Raw genomic sequence first — 21,156 nt, 5'->3', positions numbered from 1 at the left:
TCCCTTTTTCTGTCTCACTTCATTTTACATCCCAATACTCGTTTTATATAATTGAATAATATATAAAAAACGTATTCATATATCGAATGGAGAATATTAGAAATGGACCTAAAAGAGTTAAAAGCATTTCAAGCCGTGATTCAGGAAGGGACCTTCTCAAAAGCCGCTCAAAAATTGAATTATGCACAGTCGACCATAACGAATCAGATTAAACGATTAGAAAAGGAGTTAGGATTTCAATTGTTTGTAAGAGGATGGGAGGCTGAATTAACCCCTTCAGGACAATTGTTTGCCAAAGAGATTGATCAGTTGATACTCCATTGGCATTTTGTATTAGAGCAATCACAAAAACTCCAAAAAGAAGAAATCGGAACCTTGAATATAGGCGTCATAGAACCAATTGCTGTCTCTATTCTTCCTTCCGTCCTTCAAACATTCAGAAAGCAAAAACCGAATATCACATGCCACTTTATCATCGGTAATACAGATTTCCTTCACAAGCAGCTCCTCCAGGGGGAGATCGATTTTGCTATTGCAGGGGAACCTGTGATGAACACACTTCCGTTTGAGGAGTTGTACAAGGAGGAAATGTCTTTTATTATTGCAAAACAGCAGGCAGATCAAGTTGGAACGATCTCATTGATCAAGGAACTTTATGAACAGCCTCTGATCATAGGCGGGGAAAGTTGTTTATATCACATGAAGTTACAAAAGGAACTTTCAAGAATAAATGTGGAGCCCTTCACTTATACCGTCAGCCAGATTTCAGCCATTCCATCATTTCTAAAGGGATTTCCCTCTGTCGGCGTCGTCCTTTCCTCTACCCCATTGTCAGACGAGTTTGTGAAAGTTCCAATTGAAATGGAGGACCCTTTTATCCCGATAGGAGTCTTAACTCATAAGGACCCCCATCTCTCTCTGGAAAACACCAAGCAGCTGCTGCTTAATCTATTTCGTCAAGGAGCGGAGCAATTCACATGCTCGTGATCTCGTATCAAAAACAATAAACCTAGCTTTCATACATCTAGGTTTTTTAATCTTTCAAGCCATTTCAAGATCGCTCCACTTTTAAAGAAATTGAATATGGCTCCCTCACTAAATCGCTCAGCTCTCAAAACCCCCATGATGAGAGCAAGTACACACTGTGCATTTAAATTTGAGATGTCCACATGCTCCATATCGTTCGTTCCCCATTCAATGCCATTTTCTTTGAGGATTTCTCTATAGTGGGTAAGTTCCATTTCTTGATGCTGTTCTGCAAAGGTATAGACATCTTCAATAAAGCGTTGGACCGTTTCTGAATAATTCACAAAAGGCATCTGGATTGGGCGTTCAGCTGTTCCATCATTTTCTTGATCGATCACCCATTCTCCGATATGATCCTCCTGAAGCTTCGGTATGTATTTTGTCAGAATCTCAAATTGACTCATCGTTATCCTCCTCTATTTTTTTAGAATGCTTTCAAGTCCGACAATAATAAAAGGAAACATTTTCAGGCCATGTATCGTGCATACAGGAATGACATTAGTTCAGAATTAAGCTGGAGCCTTCAAATAGATCGAAGGCTCCATTTCCAACTAAATTGCTTTAGCTAAAATAATAAATCGGTGTTGTTTTGCGTCAAAATAACCCCTTTGTTCAATGGTTTTATGAATGGTGTATAATTCATCCTTGAAATTACTTATTTCAAAACCTGGCACTTGCCAAGGAATTGCTTTTAGATAATACACCAATGCTCCGATATCATAAAATCTTAGAATGGGGAACTCTTCAGCACTTTTCAACACCTCAAAATGATTCTCCTGTATCTCTTTTAAAGCTAGCTTTAAGTTCCAATCAATAAATTCTTCATTTATTGGTACCCTTAGATTCTCATTAATCTCTATGCAATCGAGTCCACCGACTTGTTGAGTTAGAAAAATACCTTCTTTCGAGATAATTCTTCTCACCTCTTGAGATGAAAATGACTCATGTTGATTGATGATAAGATTAAATTTTCCAGTCTCAAACGGCAAATTTTCATCATTAGAAATTTGAACTACCTTAACTCCTAAAGGGGTTAATCGTTCTTTTGCGACAGGTACATTAGGTAAGTAACCTTCTGTAGCATAAACTGATGTTGGAAAAGGTCTTAATTTTGATAAAAACTCTCCACCACCTGTTCCCATGTCCAGCATTGATTTTGCACTTTGAACAAGAGAAGTAGCTATACTACCATATGACCATGAAAGCAACTCACTTTTCATTCTTCCAGTTTCAGATATGAATGAGAAATCCCACCCAACAAAAGGTTCATCTGCTTGTTTTATAAATGAAGAAAACTGTTTGTCATTCATCATAATCCCTCCAATTATCATTTTGCAGTTTTAATGATTAAATAATAGGTGGGCCTCTTACGAATATATAAAGTTGTTATATTTCATGTTCTTTTAGTCTCATATTCAATAACTCCCTGTAAGAATCTTGATTTTTGACATTCATTCCAAAATTCATTCAACTGATATTTGAGTAAGACATGATTTTGTTTGAGAATCGAGAGTTCATGATGGATGTCTCATTATAGAGGTCTAAGTACAATGATAGAAGAGAATACGAAAAAAGAGCTTAGGAAAAAATAGATTGTTAGTTAAAGTAAAACCCCTCCTGTTGGAAGGGTTTTTTCATTTAGTTACTGCCTTTTCTATTGCTGTTTTCGGTCCACCAATTTCGTCTGCTGTGGGTCCATATATAGTTGGAATCGTTTGAATGCATTTTGGTCTATCATAGCTGTCATTCCCTTTTTATTTAAGAGATAAAGACACTACACACTCCACATGCGCCGTATGCGGAAACATATCCACTGGTTGCATGTATTCGATCTTGTAGTCTTTTGACATGTATTCGAGGTCTTTTGCTAGTGTAGATGGGTTGCAAGAGACGTAGACAAAGCGTTTTGGTTTGACTTGTTTGACGGTGTCTAGGAAAGTGCGTTCGCAGCCTGTTCTTGGCGGGTCGACGACGATAACATCGGGACGGAAGCCTTCTTTAACCCATTTTGGCAGCCAGTGTTCGGCTGTGCCTGTCACATAAGTCGCGTTTTTCATGCCGTGTTTTTTGGCATTTTTCTTCGCGTCATCAATTGATTCTTTGATGACATCCATACCTCTTACTTCTTTTGCGCCATCTGAGAGCCACATTCCAATGGTTCCAACACCGCAATACGCATCGACTACCTTTTCTTTGCCAGTCAGTTTGGCCGCTTTTTTCGCTTCGTCGTAAAGCTTTAATGTCTGCTTCGGATTCAATTGGAAGAAAGCCCGTGCACTCAATTCAAATGAGACGTCTCCTAAAAATTCTTGGATGACCATGTTGCCAGCTAGGAGCGATGTTTTATGCCCAAAGATGACTGACGTTTTTTCGCCATTGATATTGTGCATAATAGACGTCACTTCTGGCAGACGTTTTTGAATGGCTTCGGCGATTTCTTTTTTCTTTGGAAACTCAGGCTTTGATGTGACAAGGACGACTTGTACTTCACCTGTTTCAAAGCCGACACGCACAACAATCGAGCGCACGTCGCCTTTTCTTGTCCGCTCGTTGTAGACAGATACGCCGAATTTCTCTAAAATTTTGCGGACGACGCCTGTTGTTTTGTTCGTTTTCGGATGCTGGACGATACATTCCTTGATCGGAACAAGTTTATGAGAATTCAGCCCATAAAGCCCTGCGATGATGTCGCCGCTATGTGATCTTCCGACTTGGAACTGACTTTTATTCCGGTAGTGCCATGGATCTTCCATACCGATTGTTGGTCTAATATCGATCTTTTCAACCGACAGCTTTGTATGACGCTCCATTGATTGAATGACAATATCGCGTTTTTCCTTTAATTGCTGCTCGTATGCCAAATGCTGAAGCTGACAGCCTCCGCACTCTTCGTATACTGAGCACGGCGGTTTCACTCGATGTTCTGAGCGCTTGCGAACTTTCCTCACCGTACCTTCTGCATATTTCGCTTGAACATTCGTTGCTTCAACTACTACTTCCTCACCTGGAAGTGCACCTGGGACAAAGACCACTTGCTTTTTAAAATAACCGACCCCTTCCCCATTAATGCCAAGGCGTTTAATGGTAAGCGGGAACTGCTGTCCCTTTTGCAGAAGGGCTCCTTGCTGTTTTTCTTTCACGTTTATTCTCTCCGTTCTATTTAAACCTTTATCGGTTGTCCTCATTTTATTCCATCTGATTAGTATATCACGACTTGGACGAAGAGAGAAAATGCCTTTCAATTATTTATCTGTCTCTATGCTTCTCCATAAATAAAGGGAGGCGTAGCTTAAATACGGTGCCCACTCCTTGCTTAAAACTGCCATCTCTTCTTTTGTTGGCTTTTCTGGCAGGTCAAAGTGACGTTTGATCGCATTTTGAATCCCGATATCTGCCATTGGAAAGAGATTTGGTCTTCCTAGTCCATTCATGAGGACATTTTGAACCGTCCAAGGTCCAATCCCTCTAATCGGAAGCAGACGTTCTTCAATTTCAATATCCGTTAAGTCGTGTAATTCCTCTAAATCCAGAGAGCCGCTCACTATTCGCTTTGAGACATCAATCACATATTCCGCTTTTCGCTGACTGAATTGCAGTTTTCTCAAATCGTCGGTTTCAAGTGATGCAATGGTTTTCGGTAAAGGGTCAAACCAGACGCCGTCGATTTGCTCACCATACGTATGAACAAACCGTTTCGTCAGCTCATAAGCAAATGCAAGATTGAGCTGCTGATGAATGATGCATTTCATCAAGCAATGATATAGATGGAAATCCAGCATAAGCGGCGTTCCGATATGACGGTCAAAAATGGGCGCAAGATTTGTTTGAGCAAAATGGTCATGCACAGCATGTAATTGATGTTCCATGCCAAATATCCGCTTCACCTCAGAAAGGATGGCTTCCTCCGGCCCGTTAGCCTGTACCCGGAACGAAGGTGCTTCTTTTGTTCCTGTCGCTTGAACGACTGCAATGTACGGTTTATGATTCAGCCTCATCGGTACTTTGATTTCTCTTTTATCCAGATCGACCGCCTTTAATGGATCGCTCGATAAACGTCTCAGCACTTGATCGAAGTGATAGGGTGGTTCAACCAATAGGTGTTTTTCCCACATGTTTTTCCTCTTCCTTTCTGTCAACACACGCAGATGTGATTGTTTCACTTTGCATGAATGATTCTCTATATTGAATACTTTTAAATATAAAGAGTACAAGAATTTATCAGTTATATCTTCCTTATTTATGGTCATTCTCCTTTTGGATAGATGAAAATTTTTAGTCGAATTCAGCTAAAATTCGACAGCAATCTTCAACATTTTAGGATCATTTTCCTTAAATTAGAAATAGAACCTATGGGTGATATCTTCTATTTCAAAAATATTTGTATAATTATGACATATCAAGGAGGTGAACAAAGGAATTAGCGGATTAGGCAATCATTTGTTTCATCTTGCAGGAACATATTTACCTCATTGATAACCGGCTTCACCTAGTTTCACGTTTTACTAAAAGAAGACCCAAAATTTAAAAACAAAGGAGATCCGACCAATGAAAAAAACAATTCTTTCTGTTGCCCTTGCCACTGCTGTTTCTTCGACACTACCAGTATTCGCTGACGCTGCTGAAAAAACATCATCAGCACCCGTCTCTACTACACTACAGCAAACTGTTTTAAACAAAGCTGCTGAAGGTAAAGCTGGAACGACAGCTAGTCCTAATGTTAACGTCAATTTCGATGTCCTTGGAATTGCCAATGCAATCATTAACGCAGTAAATGCAAATGCCAACCGTTCTGGATTCGTTAAAGGTGTAATGGAAAGCACATTCTATGCTGCTGGCGGCAGATATAACGTCATGGTCTTTAACCTAAGCCAAAACTATGAAGACCGCTTTAATGGTGTGAAAACTTTCGCTACTGCTAACCTTGGTAATGTTGTTTACGGTATTTGGGTTTTTGAGAGCGGTACATTTAAAAACAACGGCGATGGCGGCTGGGATAACTGGGCATTTAGAGGCTGGTTTGACCGTCAAAATAAATTCGTTACGTTCCACCGTCCTTAATTCTCGCTTTATCCATCAATCATACACGCACATTGGACCGATCTCAGCGATGAGATCGGCTTTTTTATGGTGAAAACGTATAAGTTCACCGCTGCTGCTTCATGATATAATGCAAGTCTGGAGGGGTGCACATGCTGAAAAAACTTGCAGTGACAAAAAACGGTGACTTGATTGAACATGCAACATTGCAGCAGCTTTCAAGCCCCGATATCGCCTGGTATTGGATAGATTTTTATGCGCCAACGGAAAAGGAAGCAGCACTGTTAAAGGAATTTTTTCAGTTCCATCCGCTTGCGATTGAAGATTGCTTCCATTATTTACAGCGGCCGAAGCTTGATTTTTATGAAGGGTATTTATTTTTCGTCCTTCATGCCCTCAATCAAAAAACACTTCGATCTGAAGAAGTCGACCTGTTTGTTGGAGAAAACTATATCGTTACTTTTCATTTGAAGGAAGCACCCTACATTGATCGAGTCATTCGAAAGCTCAAAGGGTCTGATAAAGCGCGAGAGAGCGGTCCAGAGCATATGGCTTATATGCTGATCGACCAGCTCGTCGATGATTATTTTCCTATTATTTATCAAATTGAGGACAGGCTCAATGAAATCGAGGATGAAGAAGGGCATAAAACGTATGGTACATTAATGAACGAAGTATTCGGTATTCGATCCGATTTGCTCAAACTGCGCAGAACCATTATCCCGATGAGGGACCTCTTATATCGAATTGTGAACACGAATATGATGAAAAGCGATGCAAACCGGCAAGCATATTTTAATGATATTTATGATCATCTATTGAAACTAACAGAAATCGTTGAGTCAAACCGTGATATGACAGCCGATTTACGAGACAGCTATCAAACACTAAATTCCAACCGAATGAATGCCATCATGATGACACTGACCATTGTCTCGACGATTTTTATTCCACTCACCTTTATTGTTGGGGTGTATGGGATGAACTTTGATAACATGCCTGAATTACACTGGAAATATGGCTATTTTGGCGTACTGATTTTCATGGGTTTGCTTGTCTCAGGGATGCTTTTGTGGTTTAAACATAAAGGATGGTTTAGGATTTTCAAATAGTTTTTTGAGAGAAGTGCTTGAAAGGGAGATACTATGGAAAACTGGATTCCACTGACAGACAAAGAACTAAAGTACGCATGGAAAACATTTGATCAAGAGTTTAAATTTAACCCAAGCATCTCTCGCTTTCCCGGTTTTCAAGCACCATCTCCTTACATCACATATGATATCTCTGCTTATTTCGAGGACCCTTCTCTTCTAAGTGCGGATGAAGACCTTGAAAAGAAGGCACTGCTGTCTTTTCAGGAGAATATCACCGGAACCGGCGAATATATGCTGGTACTTGATTGGCAGCACGAATGCTATTGGATCACACCATACGGCTCATTTGAAAAAGATGAATTTGGAGAATGGAGAGTTCCTGTGCTCCCAAATGGGGATTACTATTTCTTTTTATCAAAAGAGATGACCTGGGGTTTACTAGGACATCCTTGGGAGCAAAGCATCACGATTTTCGGTGAGGGCTTGATTGACTCCTTTACTCGTCATCGTCCCCTTTTGTTCCAGCGTAAAATAAGAGAAGGATAAGTCAAAAAGCTTGCAGTGTCTGCAAGCTTTTTCTATAGCTGAGGGAGATGCCATACTTTTTCAAGCATGAGATCGTCTAAGCTTTTAAAGGTATATCCTTGTTTTTTTAAAGCAGTGATGGCATCATCAAGTGCCTCGGCATTGTCCCTTGAGACGGTATGAAGTAAGTAAATGGCACCCGGATGCGCCTGTTTCATCATTTGATTGTACGCATACTGTTTTCCTTTTTGATGGTGGATATGCCAATCTACAAACGCTACTGACCAGAAAACGGTTTGGTAGCCAAGCTGTTTCGTTTCCTTTAGTACCCTTTCACTGAACACCCCGCGCGGTGGACGAAGGTAGAGGTTATCTTGTTTTCCTGTGATTTTGTATACCGCTTCATTGACACGATCTAGCTCTTCTTTGATTTCTTTCGTACTCTTTGTTGTTAAATCTGGATGGTGATAGGAATGGTTGCCAATAATATGACCTTCCTCTGCCATACGTTTGACGAGCTTAGGCTGGTCCTTTACGAAGTGCCCAGTCACAAAAAAGGTGCCGGGTACTTGATGCTTTTTCAGCACGTCCAAGATTTTGGGTGTGTACCCATTTTCATAGCCATTGTCGAATGTAAAATAAATCTCTTTCTTTTTCGTATTTCCTAAATAGAAAGCATCATATTTCTTTAAGAGTGTCGTCAGTTCCTTGCCAGCATCTGCTGGCTTGTGCTCTTTGCTTTTAGCAAATCCCCAATGAATCGGCTGATTAGACACGGCTTCTAAGTTTGAAAAAGGCATCGATACAAAAAGCACACATAGACAGATCAGTATGCATTTTTTCATTTACGTCACTTCCCGGTTTTTCTTCTATTGTGCAGAATATACCGGGTACTCATACACTTTTTGACCTGCCAATTTAAAGAAAAAAGCCCGCATCAGCGCGAGCTATTCTTCCTTCCAATCGGTTTTAAACCGTTCATATTTCGCTTCTAGGTCGTCAATCATCTGGATGAGTCTGTCTATATCCTCAACGTCTGTGGATTCAGGATCTAATGAATCAATCACATTCATAAACATATCTAATCGGTTCTTTAAATAATCAACCTGCTGTTCTTTGCTGTCTGCTGCCTTGCCCATAGATACACTCCCTTTAGCATTTGTTTATAGCTTATCTTTTTTTCCTTTGTAAATCAATTGTGTCCCCTCTTGCGTATAACGGTGATGGGGCTTAAAATTAACTGTTGGCGGGTCTATGTTTGCCCGAATGAAAAGGAGATAGATACCATGAACCAAAAAACAGCACTTCGTCCGATTACACCTGCATTCGACCCTTGGGAAGCCTATCTCGATGTGCAGGATTACGGAGAAATGAAGCTGACAAATATTGAATTGACGACAACGACGTTGTGTAACATGAGATGTGAGCACTGTGCGGTTGGCTATACTTTGCAGCCAAAAGATCCGAATGCACTGCCACTCGATTTACTGCTTCGCCGTTTAGATGAAGTACCGCTCTTGCGTTCCCTTAGCATCACAGGCGGAGAGCCGATGCTGTCTCTGAAATCTGTACGGGAATATGTCGTTCCTTTATTAAAGTATGCCCATGAACGCGGCGTCCGTACCCAAATTAATTCGAATTTAACACTTGATTTGGCTCGATATGAAGAGATTATTCCATACTTGGATGTCCTACACATTTCACATAACTGGGGAACAGTCGAAGAGTTTGCTACGGTTGGTTTTGCAATGATGGACCGAAAGCCAACCTTTGAGCAGCGCGAGAAATTGTTTAACCGCATGATTGAGAATAGTCAAGCACTTGTGAAAGCGGGTGTAACCGTATCTGCTGAAACGATGCTGAATAAGCGTACGCTTCCTTATATTGAACACATCCATCGTCAAATCGTGGACGAGATGAAATGCCAGCGTCACGAAGTTCATCCGATGTATCCAAGTGATTTTGCCAGCGCCCTTGAATCATTGTCACTTCCGCAAATGCGGGATGCGATTCATCAGTTGCTCGATGTTCGTGATGAGAACACATGGATGCTGTTTGGCACATTGCCATTTTATTCATGCAGCACAGATGAAGAAGACCAGCGCCTCTTGACTCGATTGCGTCAAGCGAAAAATGTGACAGTACGAAATGACCCTGATGGCCGTTCACGGTTGAATGTGAATATTTTTGATGGGAATATTATTGTGACAGACTTTGGCGATACACCGCCATTAGGAAATATTGAAACCGATACGTTGCAATCAGCTTATACACGCTGGATGAACACAAAATTGGCAAAAGAACTGAATTGTCATTGCCCAAGTGTGCAATGCCTTGGTCCAAATGTTCTTGTGAAAAACAGTTATTATCAAGATGTTGATTTTACTTCTCGTACAGCCAGGGGGTAACCGATAGATGGACGAAACATTTCTGACAGTGGTCAAGAACAAATACATTGAAATTCTCCTTGTTGGACTCATTCTTTGGCTTGCCGTCTTTATGATCAACAAAGCGCTTCAGATTTTCTTTAAACGAACTGAATTCATTGAAGATAAAAAGAAAAAAACGATTGAGAGCTTGGTCAAATCGGTTTCAAAGTATACAGCTTCCATATGTTTTGTCTTATATGTGATTTCTCTATTTTTTCATGACTTTGGGAAGATTCTTGCGGGGGCTGGTGTTGCTGGAATTGTCATTGGTTTTGGCGCTCAGACCTTGATTCGTGATATTTTAGCCGGCATCTTCCTCATTTATGAAAGGCAAATTCATAAAGGTGATTATGTGACGGTCAATAATCTTTTTAACGGAACCATTGAAGAAATTGGTCTCCGGTCTTTGCAAATTAGAGAATGGAGCGGCAAGCTTTTAACCATTTCAAACGGAGACATTCGTCAAATCCAAAACTACAATATGCACTACATGCGTATCACAGAGTCAGTCTTGATCAGCGCAAACCAAAATCCTGATATTGCTTTCAAGGCGCTAGAAACAGCATGTGATCAGTTAAATCAAATGCATCATGATTTACTGAAAAAAGATGAATTCCAAAACGCCATTGAACCTTTTCAGGTTCATGGCATTATGGGGCTCAATAAATTGAATCGCGGGATTGAGATCACCGTAAAAGGAATGGTCGAGGATGAAAAATACTTTGAAGCCGCCCTCGCTGTGCGAAAAGAAATGATCACACAACTTCATCAGCATGATGTGAAATTGCTTGAGGATCTCGTCTATCCACAGCCTACAAAATAACCTCATTTGTGATGAGGTTATTTTTTTGATTGTTTTTAGTTAACCAGTTAATTATAATATTATATAGTTCACCGGTTAACTAAAAGAAAGGATGTTTACATTGAGAAAAACTGAAGCGATTTTTTTTATTAAGCAAATGTATCAAGAGGTGTTAATCCAATTAGATATAGAAAAGGTGGAGACTTATTTTTCTTCAGATTATCAGCAAGTCACTGATGGAAAGGTCTCTTCCCTTGATGAATTTAAAAAGCATCTCTCCACATTAAAAGTCATGACCAAACAGCTCGACATCCCCGCCTTTCATGATATGTTGTTTGATGAAGAGACTCAGCAAGGGTGTTTTCGTTACACTGTACATGTTGAGCTGTCCACAGGAGACCACGGTCTAATAGATGTGATGGCGTTATTTACTTTATTAGATGGTAGAATCATTCGGTGTGATGAGCTGACTAGACCGCATGAGAAAAATAAGACGCTTGAACAACTTGGACATATCAGCTAAGGAATTCTTTTCTTTTCAGCCGTCTTACTTCTATCCTCTTGACTGATTCATGTATAATAGAAAGCAGATTGATTTCATGCAGCATGGGGACCCTCATACTGTGTATTTACTAATTGAAAGAGAGTGAATAAGATGGGTCGTAAATGGAACAACATTAAAGAAAAGAAAGCATCAAAGGATGCCAATACAAGTCGTATTTACGCAAAATTCGGGCGTGAAATCTATGTGGCTGCCAAGCAAGGTGAGCCAAATCCAGAATCAAACCAAGCACTTCGCTTTGTCCTAGAACGTGCAAAAACATATAGTGTCCCAAAACACATTGTGGACCGTGCGATTGAAAAAGCAAAAGGCGGTGCAGAAGAGAACTTCGATGAGCTGCGTTACGAAGGATTTGGTCCAAACGGATCTATGGTGATCGTTGATGCCCTGACCAATAACGTCAACCGCACAGCGTCTGATGTTCGTGCAGCATTTGGGAAAAACGGCGGAAATATGGGCGTCAGTGGATCTGTTGCTTACATGTTTGACCAAACAGCGGTGATCGGTGTCGAGGGGAAAAGTGAAGAAGAAACGCTTGAACTTTTAATGGAAGCAGACATTGATGTACGTGACATTATGGAAGAAGATGATACGGTGATCGTCTACGCTGAACCAGATCAATTCCATCAAGTTCAAGAAGCGTTCAAACAGGCAGGCGTAGAAGAATTTACTGTCGCTGAAATCACAATGCTGCCTCAAAACGAAGTGACATTAGATGATGAATCGAAAGCACAATTCGAGAAACTAATCGATGTATTAGAAGAGCTTGAAGACGTGCAGCAAGTTTATCATAATGTGGATTTAGGAGAATAATCAGCTAAGCCATCGTAGTTGTTGGATTCATTCAACTTCCGCGTTGGCTTTTTTATTGTCTAGGTAAGGTTTACGTTCTACTCAAGACCATGTAATATGAAGAAAGAGTCGTTTCCACAAATAACCAAGGAGCTGAGTTTCATTTTTAAAACATGGTGGTTTTCGTATTATGGCTTTATGATCCTCCCTTTTATTGGCCTATGCTTAATTTTCAACAATTTGACGATATTCACTAAAGTCTTTCTCTTTCTTTTCTTTGTATGGTTTTTATATAACGCCTTTGATTTTTACATTCATGAAATGAAAAAGAAAAAAGATAGGACATCTTAATCAAAAAACAGTCATCTCCCCTTGGTAAGAGGAGATGACTGTTTTTAATTCATCCCTTGAAACCCAAACGTCAGGTGATCCTGAACAGGAATCCAAGCGCCGATTCCTTGTGAGGTCACATTTTTTACGACAAGTTTGCGTTTATTTCCCTTGAGCACAAGATACACTTCTCCGTAAGTAACCTTTCCTTTTTCGTTAATGGCTGGAGCGTATGCATGCAGGGATGCTGCTTTTTTCGGAGATACGTGGTAGGACTGATCTCGCTTTGTTCCTGCACCAATCACTGTGTCGAAGGCGAGCGGAAGTTTTGTTTTTTGGATGGCTTTTTGCATCATCAATGTTTTCACATCTTCTGGGTTTGGTACTTTTGCTGTGAGCCCTCCACTTACTTTTACTTGTTGCTTTTGCACATATTTGCCGATGGCTGTTTTGTTTCCGCCTCTATTATCAATGTGATTCGTGTTCACTTTTTTGTATTCCCAATTGGCGACGGTTTCGTTTGAATCATAGCTAAGTGCCCATCTTCCAAGAAAAATCGTTGCCCTGTAGCCAACTGCTAGCGGTGTACCTGATATACTGGATTCATTCAGCATTTTAATTAAATGTGTATTTTCAATTGGTACACTTGTTGTTTTAAATAATTCGGCCGTCAGCTCGCTCGGCTGTAGCAGCGGTTGATCTTGTGACGCATTTGGATACGTATTTTCCTTTGAGATACTGGCGACAGACGATGGCACCTTAAACGGCTTTGCTGCCTCGGCTGGAAAACTGTATAGAAAACTTAAGGATAAGAGAACAACAAACATGATGCGGGGCATCTTTTTCATATCATCACTCTTTCTCATTCATTTTTCCATAGTATTTTCCCGAAAGACGTCCCTTATCCACAAAAGATTATAAAAGGAAAAATCCAATCGCCATAATGAAATAGGCAGCGAGCAATGTAGCACCTTCAAACCAGTTCGTATCCCCATCATTTGAAAGGATGACCGTTAGTAAAACAGAGGATGCCATGGCAATGAGCTCTGGTAATGAGAAGATCAGTGGCATTTGCTTTTCAAAAAACAGAGAGCTGATCACAAGGATCGGTGCGACCATCATGGCGACTTGAAGTGTGGAACCGAAAGCAATTTCCACTGCGACATCCATTTTGTTTTTATACGCCATAATCACAGCAGAAGCGTGTTCTGCTGCATTACCGACAATCGCAACAATGATGACCCCGATAAACAGTTCACTCCAGCCAAACTGTTCTCCGACTGTGTCAAATGTATGGACGAGCCGCTCTGAAATATACGCCACAGCAATTGTCGCAAGGAGTAAAATCGCCGTGGCAAACTTCCCAGACCATTCTGGTGTTTCTTCTTCCGTCGCGGCTTCTCCTTCCGCAATTTCCTGCTTGGCAACATAAACACCTCTGTGGCTGACCAGTTTGAAATAGAGTGCTGCGACATAAAGCAAAATCATCACGATGCTAATGCCGATACTTAAAACAAATTGACGATCCTCTGCCATCCCTATGGAAAAGACTTCTGGAATGACAAATGCCACAATAATCGCAAACATAAGCAGCCCAGAGTTATGCCTTGCATCGTGGACATCGAACTCTTGTCGTTTAAATTTCAATCCGCCAACGAAAAAAGACAGTCCAGCCACAAGCAGTAAATTGCCGATCACTGAGCCAGTGAGTGAAGCAAGGACAATGGCGGTGAGTCCTTGTTTTAATGCAAAAAATGAAATGATTAATTCCACTGCATTTCCAAAAGTAGCGTTTAACAAACCGCCAATTCTTGGTCCCGCTATAATGGCAAGACTCTCTGTCGCTCTTCCCATATAACTTGCAAGACCGATGATGGCGATACAATAGACGGCGAACATGACAGCCTGCGGGAAATGAAGAAAACTGCCAATCACAGATAATGGAACACCGATTGCGACAATCACTAGAAACAAACGATTCATACAGCCAATCTCCTTTACATCATATCTGACTGTTATTCTTTCGTGAGTGCCGGCATCATATACATTTAGATTCGTTCGTGTGAAAGGGTGATATCGATCGTTCCTTTCACGGATTGCATCATGGAACAATGCTTCAACGCAAGTTTCATTACTTTTTCCAGCTGTTCATCAGAGGTGCTGATGCTTTCAAAGATCATATGTAAATGAATATGAGTGATTTTGTTTACAGTTCCTTCTCTTGTCGTTTCAGGTGTAATGGTCAGCCCTTGATAGGATATTCGTTTTTTCCGGCATACATGAATGACCATTTCTCCAAAACAGCCCGCAATAGCCGAGGTGAACAATTGATACGGCCTGTATCCCGCTTCTTCATTTCCTGAAATATGTAGCTGCCTTTGATCAGCATTTGCGATCCACCGATCATTTTCGTATATCAGCTTCATTCCTTTTCCACCTTTCTATTGAAACCCCTATGGTTCCATTGTACGATGAAAGCATGAACTTGTAAGGAGCTTCTTATGTCGAGAATTCATTTTATGATTTTAATTTTACTTGTATCCGTATCTGGTTTTTCACAGGGAGCGTTACTGCCAGTTATTTCGATTATTTTCGAACATGCCGGCACTTCTCCGACGTTAAACGGACTGCATGCCACCGGTTTATATATCGGCGTGCTGCTTGCGTCTCCTTTTATGGAAGCGCCGCTGCGCCGCTTCGGATTTAAACCATTGATCGTCATTGGGGGCGCTGCTGTCTTTTTAAGTTTGTTTAGCTTTGTCTTTATTGAATCTTATGTCGTCTGGTTCTTCTTGCGGCTGATGATCGGCATCGGTGATCATATGCTTCATTTCTCCACACAGACGTGGGTAACCTATGCCTCATCATCTAGAAATCGCGGGCGAAATATTTCATTGTATGGGTTATCCTTTGGACTCGGTTTTGCCGCTGGCCCTTTTTTAACACCACTCATTGAAATCAATCCATCCTTGCCGTTTATTGTGTCTGGTGCAGTTAGTTTGTGTATTTGGCTGCTTGTGTTTGTTTTAAAAAATACATATCCTGATACAGGTGAGATGCAGACGTCAGAGCAGACAAATAGTTTGAAGCGCTTCAAGAAGGCGTTTCAATTTGGCTGGGTAGCGTTTATGATGCCGTTTTGCTATGGCTTTTTAGAAACGACGCTCAATAGTAACTTCCCTGTGTATGCGCTGAGAAGCGGGGTGACGATAGATGCTGTTGCGTTTATTTTACCTGCGTTTGCGATTGGGAGTATTGTTTTTCAGCTTCCTCTCGGGATGCTGAGTGACCATTTCGGCAGACGACGCATGATTTTATTTGTGACACTCGTCGGTTCATTCTTTTTCCTTTTAGCAGGGATTTTCATTCAGTCCGTTTTGGCTGTTGCGATCTGTTTCTTTATCGCAGGTATGGCTGTAGGTTCGACCTTCTCACTTGGCATCAGTTATATGACGGACTTATTGCCAAAACATCTGCTGCCTGCTGGGAATTTGATGTGCGGGATGGCGTTCAGCGCAGGAAGTATTCTCGGTCCGGTTCTTGGCGGATTCTTTGTGCAGACGTTTGAGGGCATGAATTTACTTTACCTTGTCAGCATTGTGATTTTATTTGTGTTTTGTTGTGTTCGATTTGGGAAGACGCTGGCAGTGGTTGAAAGTAACTAAATGGAGGATCTATTTTGTTTACATTTAACATTTCAGATGACTTAAAATTGGCGTGTTTACAAGTAGCCGATGCAGAGGCATTATTTGCACTTATCCAGCAGAATAAAGATCACTTGGGAGAGTGGCTACCATGGGTGAATCACTGTCATCGCATAGAAGATGTTCAATCTTTTATTCAATCTGCCCACACTGCCTATGCTGAACGAAAAGACATAGAAGCGGGTATCGTATTAAACGATCAATTAATTGGGGTGTTCCGCATGACGTTTCAGCATCGGATAGGCAATATTGGGTATTGGATTGGTCAAGATGCACAAGGGCAAGGTATTGTGACCAAAACAGTGAAATGGATGACAGATACTTTTGCTCCTGAAGTCGATGGATTTGAAATCTTTTGTCCTGTTGGGCATGTCAGAAGTAAACGTGTTGCGATGAAAGCAGGCTTTCAGCTCGATCCAAACTATCAGCCAAAGCCTGATGCAACTTTTCTCCTGAAGCGTTATATACGGAAATTGAATCATTAAAAACTCCCCTGCACCTATGCAGAGGAGTTTTTTCATCTAGTGATACCCATTTTGCCCATTCGCACTTCCGCTTGTTTTGTGCTTTGGCTGATGGCCTTTGTTTTGTTTTGTGTTGCTTCCGCCTTTTTTCGATTGTTTAGACATTCGGTATTCCCCCATCCGTCAAGATTGAACATGTTCGTTCTTCTTTAGGATGCCCGGTTTTCTTTAGAGCTTGCCTGGTACGATTTTACGCTTATGTAAAAGCGCATTGAGCTCGCCGCCGAGGATGATCATAATGCCGGTTAAATAAAACCAGATCATTAATATAATGATTCCCCCAATGCTTCCGTACATCGCACTATAGTTGGCAAATTCGCCTACATAAAATGAGAACAGCATGCTGACGAGAATCCAGCCAACAGAGGCAAATATGGCACCTGGCAGCACAAATTTCAATTTCAGCCTAATGTTAGGGGCAAAATAATATAGGGATGTAAAAACAATCAGTAAAATCAGTGGACTAATAATCCACCTCATGGCTGTCCAAATGGTGAGAAACGCATCTGACTGCCCTACTAATTTGGCAACGAATAAGCCAAGCTCTTTTCCAAAGACAGGCAGCATCAAGGCAAAAATAATCGTAAGCACCATCGCAATGGTTAAGATAATCGATGTTAAACGTACGAGAATGAAGGAACGATTTTCCTCGACTTCGTAAGCATGGTTAAATGCTCTGACAACCGCATTAATACCGTTGGATGCAGACCAGAGTGCCGCAATAATCCCGAATGACAACAATCCGCCGTTACGGTTATTCAGCGTCTCTTCGGCAATGGATTCAATCATCGAAAGCGCTCCCTCTGGCGCATAACCAGAAATGACGCTTAGAACATCCTTTGATGTCAGCGGCAAATAACCAACAAGCGTCAGCACGAAGATGAGAAACGGAAATAATGAAAGCAAAAAGAAATACGCAAGTTCAGCTGATTTTGCCGGTCCTTCATGCAGCAAAAAGCGTTCAATTAACGCTTTAACAAAACCCATACGCCTCATCTCCAATGATCAATCTTTCTGTTTCTTTTGAAAGTGATCCTTTGTTTCTTCAAAAATCTCTAATACCTTTGGTGTTGTTTCCTTTAACTGATTCACCTGTTCATTCAGAAAAGACAAATCATCTGAGACCGTTCTCATCAATTGCTTCGTTTCTTCCATTTTTTCCTTCACGCAAGCAGACATCTTGCCAGGCTCTAGGCGGTATTCATCCAGCTTTTGCTGGCAGTCATTCCATTTTTCTTTCAGTGCAGTTCTTGTTGGACGATGAAATAATGTCAGCAATATGCCGCAGGCTGCGCCTATAACAGCTCCCCGAAGCACGATTTGTTTGTTCTCTTCCATCTCATCTGATCTCCTTTCAGTTAAAGGTGTTTCTCTTTTTTTACATACGTCAAAAAACGATCAATTCCTGTTTCAATTAAATCATGTACTTCCTCAAAGTTCCCAGTGTAATAAGGATCTGGCACATCGTCTCGATCGTCGTCTTCTACAAAGTCAAGAAGACGGCCAATAAAGTGATGTTTTCCATAGCCAGCTAAACTGCGGAGGGCGCCTACATTTTCAGCATCCATCGCAATGATATAGTCGTATGTGGTGATATCCTTATCCATGATTTGTCTTGCAGTCATTCCTTCATAGCTGATACCCTTTTCATCAAGCAGCTTTCGTGTTCCTTCATGCGGAGGACTGCCTTGATGCCAGCCGCCAATGCCTGCTGAATCAATCACAAAGTGTTCACTCAGCCCTTCGTCTTCGACTCGTTTTCTAAACATCGCCTCTGCCATCGGTGACCTGCAAATATTGCCGAGGCACACAAATAATACATGAATCATCCTTCATTCTCCTCCTATCTTTTCCCTAAGAATCCCTTTGGAAAACCTTTTCTCTATCATATCAAGCCCTTTTTCTTTTGGAAACTTTGCAAGAAAAACTCCCATCGGCATTGACAAAATACACAAAAAAAGGAGAAACTTTAGGAGAATTACACAAACAAAGGGGGACATTAGATGGGAATCATTGAGCAGTTTGTCACGACGATGAACAATTTTTTGTGGGGGCCTCCCCTGTTGATTTTAATTGTTGGTACTGGAATCTACCTCACCTTTCGCATCCTCTTCATTCAAATTAGATTACTTCCTTATTCTTTAAAGCTCGCTTTTTCAAAACAAGACAAAACATCAGAGGGAGATATCTCCCATTTCCAAGCATTAATGACGGCTCTTGCTGCAACTGTCGGTACAGGGAATATCGTCGGTGTTGCCTCAGCTGTCATTGCAGGTGGTCCTGGTGCAGTATTTTGGATGTGGTTTGCTGCATTTTTCGGGATGGCCACCAAGTTTGCAGAAGCAGTTCTTGCTGTGAAATACAGGGTCAAAAACGAAAAAGGCGAAATGTCTGGCGGACCTATGTATTATTTAGAGCATGGCTTAAAACAGAAATGGCTAGGGGTGCTATTTGCTGTTTTCGGTGCCAGTGCTGCCTTTGGGATCGGCAACCTGGTACAGTCTAATTCCATCTCAGGCGTCATGAATTCTACTTTTCAAATTCCAACATGGGTAACAGGTATCATCATTACTGCCTTTACGGCACTCGTGATTTTAGGCGGAATTAAAAGTATCGGCCGAGTGACATCTATTTTTGTACCAGTCATGGCTTTATTTTACGTCATTTGTGGGCTCATCATTCTTGTCATGAATGCTGATCTTGTTCCTGGCGCAGTCAGTCTTATTTTCTCAGATGCCTTTACAGGTCAAGCCGTGGCAGGTGGTGCGATTGGAACCGTTATTCGTTGGGGTGTCGCGCGAGGCGTCTTTTCCAATGAAGCTGGACTTGGATCAGCACCAATTGCTGCTGCAGCTGCGAAAACGGATATGCCTGCCCGTCAAGCGCTCGTCTCTATGACGCAAGTGTTTATTGACACCATCATTGTTTGTTCTATCACTGGCATTACGATTGTTATGGCAGATATGTATTTAACAGAAAAAAGTGATGCGCTGACTTCGTTATCCTTTGCTCACTTCCTCGGTCCAGCTGGCTCAACCATCGTGGCAATCGGGCTGCTCCTATTTGCCTATTCAACCATCATTGGCTGGTCCTATTATGGAGAGAAATGCTTTACATATTTGGCGAAGGATTCGTACGTCATGTATTACCGCATCGTGTTTGTGATAGCTGTCTTTTTCGGTGCCGTGTTTAAGAATGACTTCGTCTGGGGCGTAGCAGATATGCTCAATGGGCTGATGGCCATTCCAAACTTAATTGGCCTCATCGGTTTATCAGGTGTTGTGGTGTTTGAATCCAAACGAATCATTGATAAGATCAAAGAGGAGAAAAAGGAAAAAAACATTTCAGTGTCGTCATAATAGCCCTTTTATTCTTTTGCTTTTCTGTTAAAATAGACATATTATTCGACACATGCAGGAAAGGACGTGCCGCCCTTGTCACAGCAAAAAGCGGCTGAAGTCAATCAGCTGATTGAAGACATTTCGCAAAAGCTCAATATGCTGAATATTGGAGTCATCAAAGCCGAAGACTTCAGTCCAGATAAGTATGAAGATATTGAATTTCTTCACCAAATGGTGATGAAAAAATCTTCATTCAGCCCAAGTGAAATGCAAGCCATTGCAAGCGAGCTGAAAAGCTTAAGAAAATAATCGTGCACCTGATACTGAATTGCGGTTGACGCCGCTTTCTTATATCCATGCACAGAAAAAGCCAGCACCTCCCAAGGTGCTGGCTTTGTTTATCCTGTCAAAACTACTTATTTTGCGAGCAGTTTTAATGATTCACGGTTAAATGCTGGAATGTCATCAGGTGTACGGCTTGTGACAAGCTGATCCTGACAAACGACGACTTCTTCATCTTTGAATTTGGCGCCTGCGTTTTCCATATCTACTTGAATGGATGTATAGCCGGTCGCGCCTCTTCCTTCCAGCGTCTTCGCTGTAATAAGCAATTGCGGTCCATGACAGATCGCAAATACTGGTTTTTTCTCGTCCATAAAGGCTTTTGTGAATTGCACGTAGCGATCATCCGCACGCAGAATGTCTGGTGAGAAGCCGCCAGGAATCAGAAGTGCATCGAAGTCTTCTGGTTTCACGTTATCGATAGACGCATCGACTCTTACTTCTGCCTCTCCTTGCTTTCCTTTCACTGTTTTTCCTTTTTCGTTTTCAATCACTGTGATCTCATGGCCTGCGTCTTTAAAGGCTTTTGCAGGCTCGGTGAATTCAACATCCTCAAAGTAATCTGTTAAGACAACTGCAATTTTCTTACCCATGTAGAAACCCTCCTGCTTGATTATCGTTTACACTACACACTATACCCCCGCCAAT

At 41.3% G+C, this 21,156-nt stretch carries 25 protein-coding genes; 12 read left to right on the top strand and 13 right to left on the bottom strand.

Annotated features, from left to right (window positions below; genetic code table 11):
• The first annotated feature begins 102 nt into the window (after positions 1–102).
• Complete coding sequence (locus NST01_RS04025) at positions 103–987, top strand: LysR family transcriptional regulator (protein WP_046526905.1); 885 nt, start codon at positions 103–105, stop codon at positions 985–987.
• A gap of 29 nt (positions 988–1,016) precedes the next feature.
• On the opposite strand, the gene NST01_RS04020 is transcribed toward NST01_RS04025, so the two are convergent.
• The 4 genes from NST01_RS04020 to NST01_RS04005 all read right to left on the bottom strand — a co-directional run bounded on the left by NST01_RS04020 (position 1,017) and on the right by NST01_RS04005 (position 5,138).
• Positions 1,017–1,430 (bottom strand): DUF6508 domain-containing protein, encoded by a 414-nt coding sequence (locus NST01_RS04020; RefSeq protein WP_046526904.1) that lies wholly within the window; start codon positions 1,428–1,430, stop codon positions 1,017–1,019.
• Positions 1,431–1,577: 147 nt separating this feature from the next.
• A complete protein-coding gene (locus tag NST01_RS04015; RefSeq protein WP_377863175.1) occupies positions 1,578–2,339 on the bottom strand; it encodes a methyltransferase domain-containing protein in 762 nt (253 codons plus the stop codon).
• 441 nt (positions 2,340–2,780) lie between these two features.
• Positions 2,781–4,166: a 23S rRNA (uracil(1939)-C(5))-methyltransferase RlmD gene (gene rlmD, locus NST01_RS04010; protein ID WP_411801899.1), complete on the bottom strand. Its 1,386-nt coding sequence runs from the start codon at positions 4,164–4,166 to the stop codon at positions 2,781–2,783.
• Positions 4,167–4,268: 102 nt separating this feature from the next.
• Positions 4,269–5,138 carry a DNA-3-methyladenine glycosylase family protein gene (locus NST01_RS04005; RefSeq protein ID WP_035391333.1) on the bottom strand — a complete coding sequence of 290 codons (870 nt, stop codon included), beginning with the start codon at positions 5,136–5,138 and terminating at the stop codon, positions 4,269–4,271.
• 433 nt (positions 5,139–5,571) lie between these two features.
• On the opposite strand from NST01_RS04005, the gene NST01_RS04000 reads away from it, so the two are divergent.
• From NST01_RS04000 to NST01_RS03990, 3 genes are all read left to right on the top strand, one after another.
• The gene (locus NST01_RS04000; protein WP_017366836.1) at positions 5,572–6,084 is read left to right on the top strand and encodes a hypothetical protein; all 513 of its coding nucleotides are present in this window, start codon (positions 5,572–5,574) and stop codon (positions 6,082–6,084) included.
• A 131-nt stretch (positions 6,085–6,215) separates the two neighbouring features.
• Positions 6,216–7,175 carry a magnesium/cobalt transporter CorA gene (corA, locus tag NST01_RS03995; protein WP_007496624.1) on the top strand — a complete coding sequence of 320 codons (960 nt, stop codon included), beginning with the start codon at positions 6,216–6,218 and terminating at the stop codon, positions 7,173–7,175.
• A 33-nt stretch (positions 7,176–7,208) separates the two neighbouring features.
• Entirely contained in the window at positions 7,209–7,703 is a 495-nt protein-coding gene (locus tag NST01_RS03990; RefSeq protein WP_035391335.1) for a DUF2716 domain-containing protein, read from the top strand.
• Positions 7,704–7,735: 32 nt separating this feature from the next.
• Here NST01_RS03990 and pdaA read toward each other — a convergent pair whose 3' ends face one another.
• Both pdaA and NST01_RS03980 read right to left on the bottom strand, forming a co-directional pair.
• A complete protein-coding gene (gene pdaA / locus NST01_RS03985; RefSeq protein ID WP_017358800.1) occupies positions 7,736–8,527 on the bottom strand; it encodes a delta-lactam-biosynthetic de-N-acetylase in 792 nt (263 codons plus the stop codon).
• A 102-nt stretch (positions 8,528–8,629) separates the two neighbouring features.
• On the bottom strand, positions 8,630–8,821 hold the full coding sequence (locus NST01_RS03980; RefSeq protein WP_003218031.1) for an SE1561 family protein: 192 nt from the start codon (positions 8,819–8,821) through the stop codon (positions 8,630–8,632).
• A gap of 147 nt (positions 8,822–8,968) precedes the next feature.
• Here NST01_RS03980 and yfkAB point away from each other — a divergent pair, with 147 nt between their 5' ends.
• The 4 genes from yfkAB to NST01_RS03960 all read left to right on the top strand — a co-directional run bounded on the left by yfkAB (position 8,969) and on the right by NST01_RS03960 (position 12,288).
• The gene (yfkAB, locus tag NST01_RS03975) at positions 8,969–10,090 is read left to right on the top strand and encodes a radical SAM/CxCxxxxC motif protein YfkAB (RefSeq protein WP_017358799.1); all 1,122 of its coding nucleotides are present in this window, start codon (positions 8,969–8,971) and stop codon (positions 10,088–10,090) included.
• A 7-nt stretch (positions 10,091–10,097) separates the two neighbouring features.
• Positions 10,098–10,934, top strand: a complete 837-nt coding sequence (locus tag NST01_RS03970) for a mechanosensitive ion channel family protein (RefSeq protein WP_017358798.1) — start codon at positions 10,098–10,100, stop codon at positions 10,932–10,934.
• 100 nt (positions 10,935–11,034) lie between these two features.
• Positions 11,035–11,436 carry a nuclear transport factor 2 family protein gene (locus tag NST01_RS03965; RefSeq protein ID WP_017358797.1) on the top strand — a complete coding sequence of 134 codons (402 nt, stop codon included), beginning with the start codon at positions 11,035–11,037 and terminating at the stop codon, positions 11,434–11,436.
• A gap of 132 nt (positions 11,437–11,568) precedes the next feature.
• The gene (locus tag NST01_RS03960) at positions 11,569–12,288 is read left to right on the top strand and encodes a YebC/PmpR family DNA-binding transcriptional regulator (protein ID WP_007496614.1); all 720 of its coding nucleotides are present in this window, start codon (positions 11,569–11,571) and stop codon (positions 12,286–12,288) included.
• A gap of 374 nt (positions 12,289–12,662) precedes the next feature.
• Here the strand turns inward: NST01_RS03960 and NST01_RS03955 are convergent, their stop codons facing one another.
• The 3 genes from NST01_RS03955 to NST01_RS03945 form a co-directional block, all read right to left on the bottom strand.
• Positions 12,663–13,445, bottom strand: coding sequence for a YfkD famly protein (locus tag NST01_RS03955; RefSeq protein ID WP_017358796.1), 783 nt, complete (start codon positions 13,443–13,445; stop codon positions 12,663–12,665).
• A 67-nt stretch (positions 13,446–13,512) separates the two neighbouring features.
• Positions 13,513–14,580 carry a calcium/proton exchanger gene (gene cax, locus NST01_RS03950; RefSeq protein WP_341041555.1) on the bottom strand — a complete coding sequence of 356 codons (1,068 nt, stop codon included), beginning with the start codon at positions 14,578–14,580 and terminating at the stop codon, positions 13,513–13,515.
• Positions 14,581–14,645: 65 nt separating this feature from the next.
• A complete protein-coding gene (locus NST01_RS03945; protein ID WP_341041554.1) occupies positions 14,646–15,023 on the bottom strand; it encodes an OsmC family protein in 378 nt (125 codons plus the stop codon).
• 75 nt (positions 15,024–15,098) lie between these two features.
• Between NST01_RS03945 and NST01_RS03940 the strand changes: the two genes are divergently transcribed.
• Both NST01_RS03940 and NST01_RS03935 read left to right on the top strand, forming a co-directional pair.
• Positions 15,099–16,262: an MFS transporter gene (locus NST01_RS03940; protein WP_322536291.1), complete on the top strand. Its 1,164-nt coding sequence runs from the start codon at positions 15,099–15,101 to the stop codon at positions 16,260–16,262.
• Positions 16,263–16,276: 14 nt separating this feature from the next.
• Positions 16,277–16,786 (top strand): GNAT family N-acetyltransferase, encoded by a 510-nt coding sequence (locus NST01_RS03935; RefSeq protein ID WP_171465088.1) that lies wholly within the window; start codon positions 16,277–16,279, stop codon positions 16,784–16,786.
• 207 nt (positions 16,787–16,993) lie between these two features.
• On the opposite strand, the gene NST01_RS03930 is transcribed toward NST01_RS03935, so the two are convergent.
• Genes NST01_RS03930 through NST01_RS03920 form a run of 3 tightly spaced genes read right to left on the bottom strand, consistent with a single transcriptional unit; the run spans position 16,994 to position 18,654 of the window.
• On the bottom strand, positions 16,994–17,812 hold the full coding sequence (locus tag NST01_RS03930) for a YihY/virulence factor BrkB family protein (protein WP_171465087.1): 819 nt from the start codon (positions 17,810–17,812) through the stop codon (positions 16,994–16,996).
• An 18-nt stretch (positions 17,813–17,830) separates the two neighbouring features.
• On the bottom strand, positions 17,831–18,163 hold the full coding sequence (locus NST01_RS03925; protein ID WP_046527356.1) for a hypothetical protein: 333 nt from the start codon (positions 18,161–18,163) through the stop codon (positions 17,831–17,833).
• 20 nt (positions 18,164–18,183) lie between these two features.
• A complete protein-coding gene (locus NST01_RS03920) occupies positions 18,184–18,654 on the bottom strand; it encodes a low molecular weight protein-tyrosine-phosphatase (RefSeq protein ID WP_008341755.1) in 471 nt (156 codons plus the stop codon).
• 174 nt (positions 18,655–18,828) lie between these two features.
• On the opposite strand from NST01_RS03920, the gene NST01_RS03915 reads away from it, so the two are divergent.
• Both NST01_RS03915 and NST01_RS03910 read left to right on the top strand, forming a co-directional pair.
• Positions 18,829–20,184 (top strand): alanine/glycine:cation symporter family protein, encoded by a 1,356-nt coding sequence (locus tag NST01_RS03915; protein ID WP_039168032.1) that lies wholly within the window; start codon positions 18,829–18,831, stop codon positions 20,182–20,184.
• A 75-nt stretch (positions 20,185–20,259) separates the two neighbouring features.
• The gene (locus NST01_RS03910) at positions 20,260–20,475 is read left to right on the top strand and encodes a DUF1128 domain-containing protein (protein WP_008341757.1); all 216 of its coding nucleotides are present in this window, start codon (positions 20,260–20,262) and stop codon (positions 20,473–20,475) included.
• Between the two features lie 107 nt (positions 20,476–20,582).
• On the opposite strand, the gene NST01_RS03905 is transcribed toward NST01_RS03910, so the two are convergent.
• Entirely contained in the window at positions 20,583–21,101 is a 519-nt protein-coding gene (locus NST01_RS03905) for a type 1 glutamine amidotransferase domain-containing protein (protein ID WP_007496591.1), read from the bottom strand.
• Between the last annotated feature and the right edge of the window lie 55 nt (positions 21,102–21,156).

The organism is Bacillus sp. FSL R7-0166 (genome assembly GCF_038008935.1).
GTDB classification, from domain to species: Bacteria; Bacillota; Bacilli; order Bacillales; family Bacillaceae; genus Bacillus; species Bacillus altitudinis.
This window is presented reverse-complemented; position numbering and strand designations above follow the sequence as displayed.

Coding starts and splice junctions, on each gene's coding strand:
- NST01_RS04025 (WP_046526905.1), top strand. CDS start 103: ATGGACCTAAAAGAGTTAAAAGCATTTCAAGCCGTGATTCAGGAAGGG.
- NST01_RS04020 (WP_046526904.1), bottom strand. CDS start 1,430: ATGAGTCAATTTGAGATTCTGACAAAATACATACCGAAGCTTCAGGAG.
- NST01_RS04015 (WP_377863175.1), bottom strand. CDS start 2,339: ATGATGAATGACAAACAGTTTTCTTCATTTATAAAACAAGCAGATGAA.
- NST01_RS04005 (WP_035391333.1), bottom strand. CDS start 5,138: ATGTGGGAAAAACACCTATTGGTTGAACCACCCTATCACTTCGATCAA.
- NST01_RS04000 (WP_017366836.1), top strand. CDS start 5,572: ATGAAAAAAACAATTCTTTCTGTTGCCCTTGCCACTGCTGTTTCTTCG.
- corA (WP_007496624.1), top strand. CDS start 6,216: ATGCTGAAAAAACTTGCAGTGACAAAAAACGGTGACTTGATTGAACAT.
- NST01_RS03990 (WP_035391335.1), top strand. CDS start 7,209: ATGGAAAACTGGATTCCACTGACAGACAAAGAACTAAAGTACGCATGG.
- pdaA (WP_017358800.1), bottom strand. CDS start 8,527: ATGAAAAAATGCATACTGATCTGTCTATGTGTGCTTTTTGTATCGATG.
- NST01_RS03980 (WP_003218031.1), bottom strand. CDS start 8,821: ATGGGCAAGGCAGCAGACAGCAAAGAACAGCAGGTTGATTATTTAAAG.
- yfkAB (WP_017358799.1), top strand. CDS start 8,969: ATGAACCAAAAAACAGCACTTCGTCCGATTACACCTGCATTCGACCCT.
- NST01_RS03970 (WP_017358798.1), top strand. CDS start 10,098: ATGGACGAAACATTTCTGACAGTGGTCAAGAACAAATACATTGAAATT.
- NST01_RS03960 (WP_007496614.1), top strand. CDS start 11,569: ATGGGTCGTAAATGGAACAACATTAAAGAAAAGAAAGCATCAAAGGAT.
- NST01_RS03955 (WP_017358796.1), bottom strand. CDS start 13,445: ATGAAAAAGATGCCCCGCATCATGTTTGTTGTTCTCTTATCCTTAAGT.
- cax (WP_341041555.1), bottom strand. CDS start 14,580: ATGAATCGTTTGTTTCTAGTGATTGTCGCAATCGGTGTTCCATTATCT.
- NST01_RS03945 (WP_341041554.1), bottom strand. CDS start 15,023: ATGAAGCTGATATACGAAAATGATCGGTGGATCGCAAATGCTGATCAA.
- NST01_RS03940 (WP_322536291.1), top strand. CDS start 15,099: ATGTCGAGAATTCATTTTATGATTTTAATTTTACTTGTATCCGTATCT.
- NST01_RS03930 (WP_171465087.1), bottom strand. CDS start 17,812: ATGGGTTTTGTTAAAGCGTTAATTGAACGCTTTTTGCTGCATGAAGGA.
- NST01_RS03925 (WP_046527356.1), bottom strand. CDS start 18,163: ATGGAAGAGAACAAACAAATCGTGCTTCGGGGAGCTGTTATAGGCGCA.
- NST01_RS03920 (WP_008341755.1), bottom strand. CDS start 18,654: ATGATTCATGTATTATTTGTGTGCCTCGGCAATATTTGCAGGTCACCG.
- NST01_RS03915 (WP_039168032.1), top strand. CDS start 18,829: ATGGGAATCATTGAGCAGTTTGTCACGACGATGAACAATTTTTTGTGG.
- NST01_RS03905 (WP_007496591.1), bottom strand. CDS start 21,101: ATGGGTAAGAAAATTGCAGTTGTCTTAACAGATTACTTTGAGGATGTT.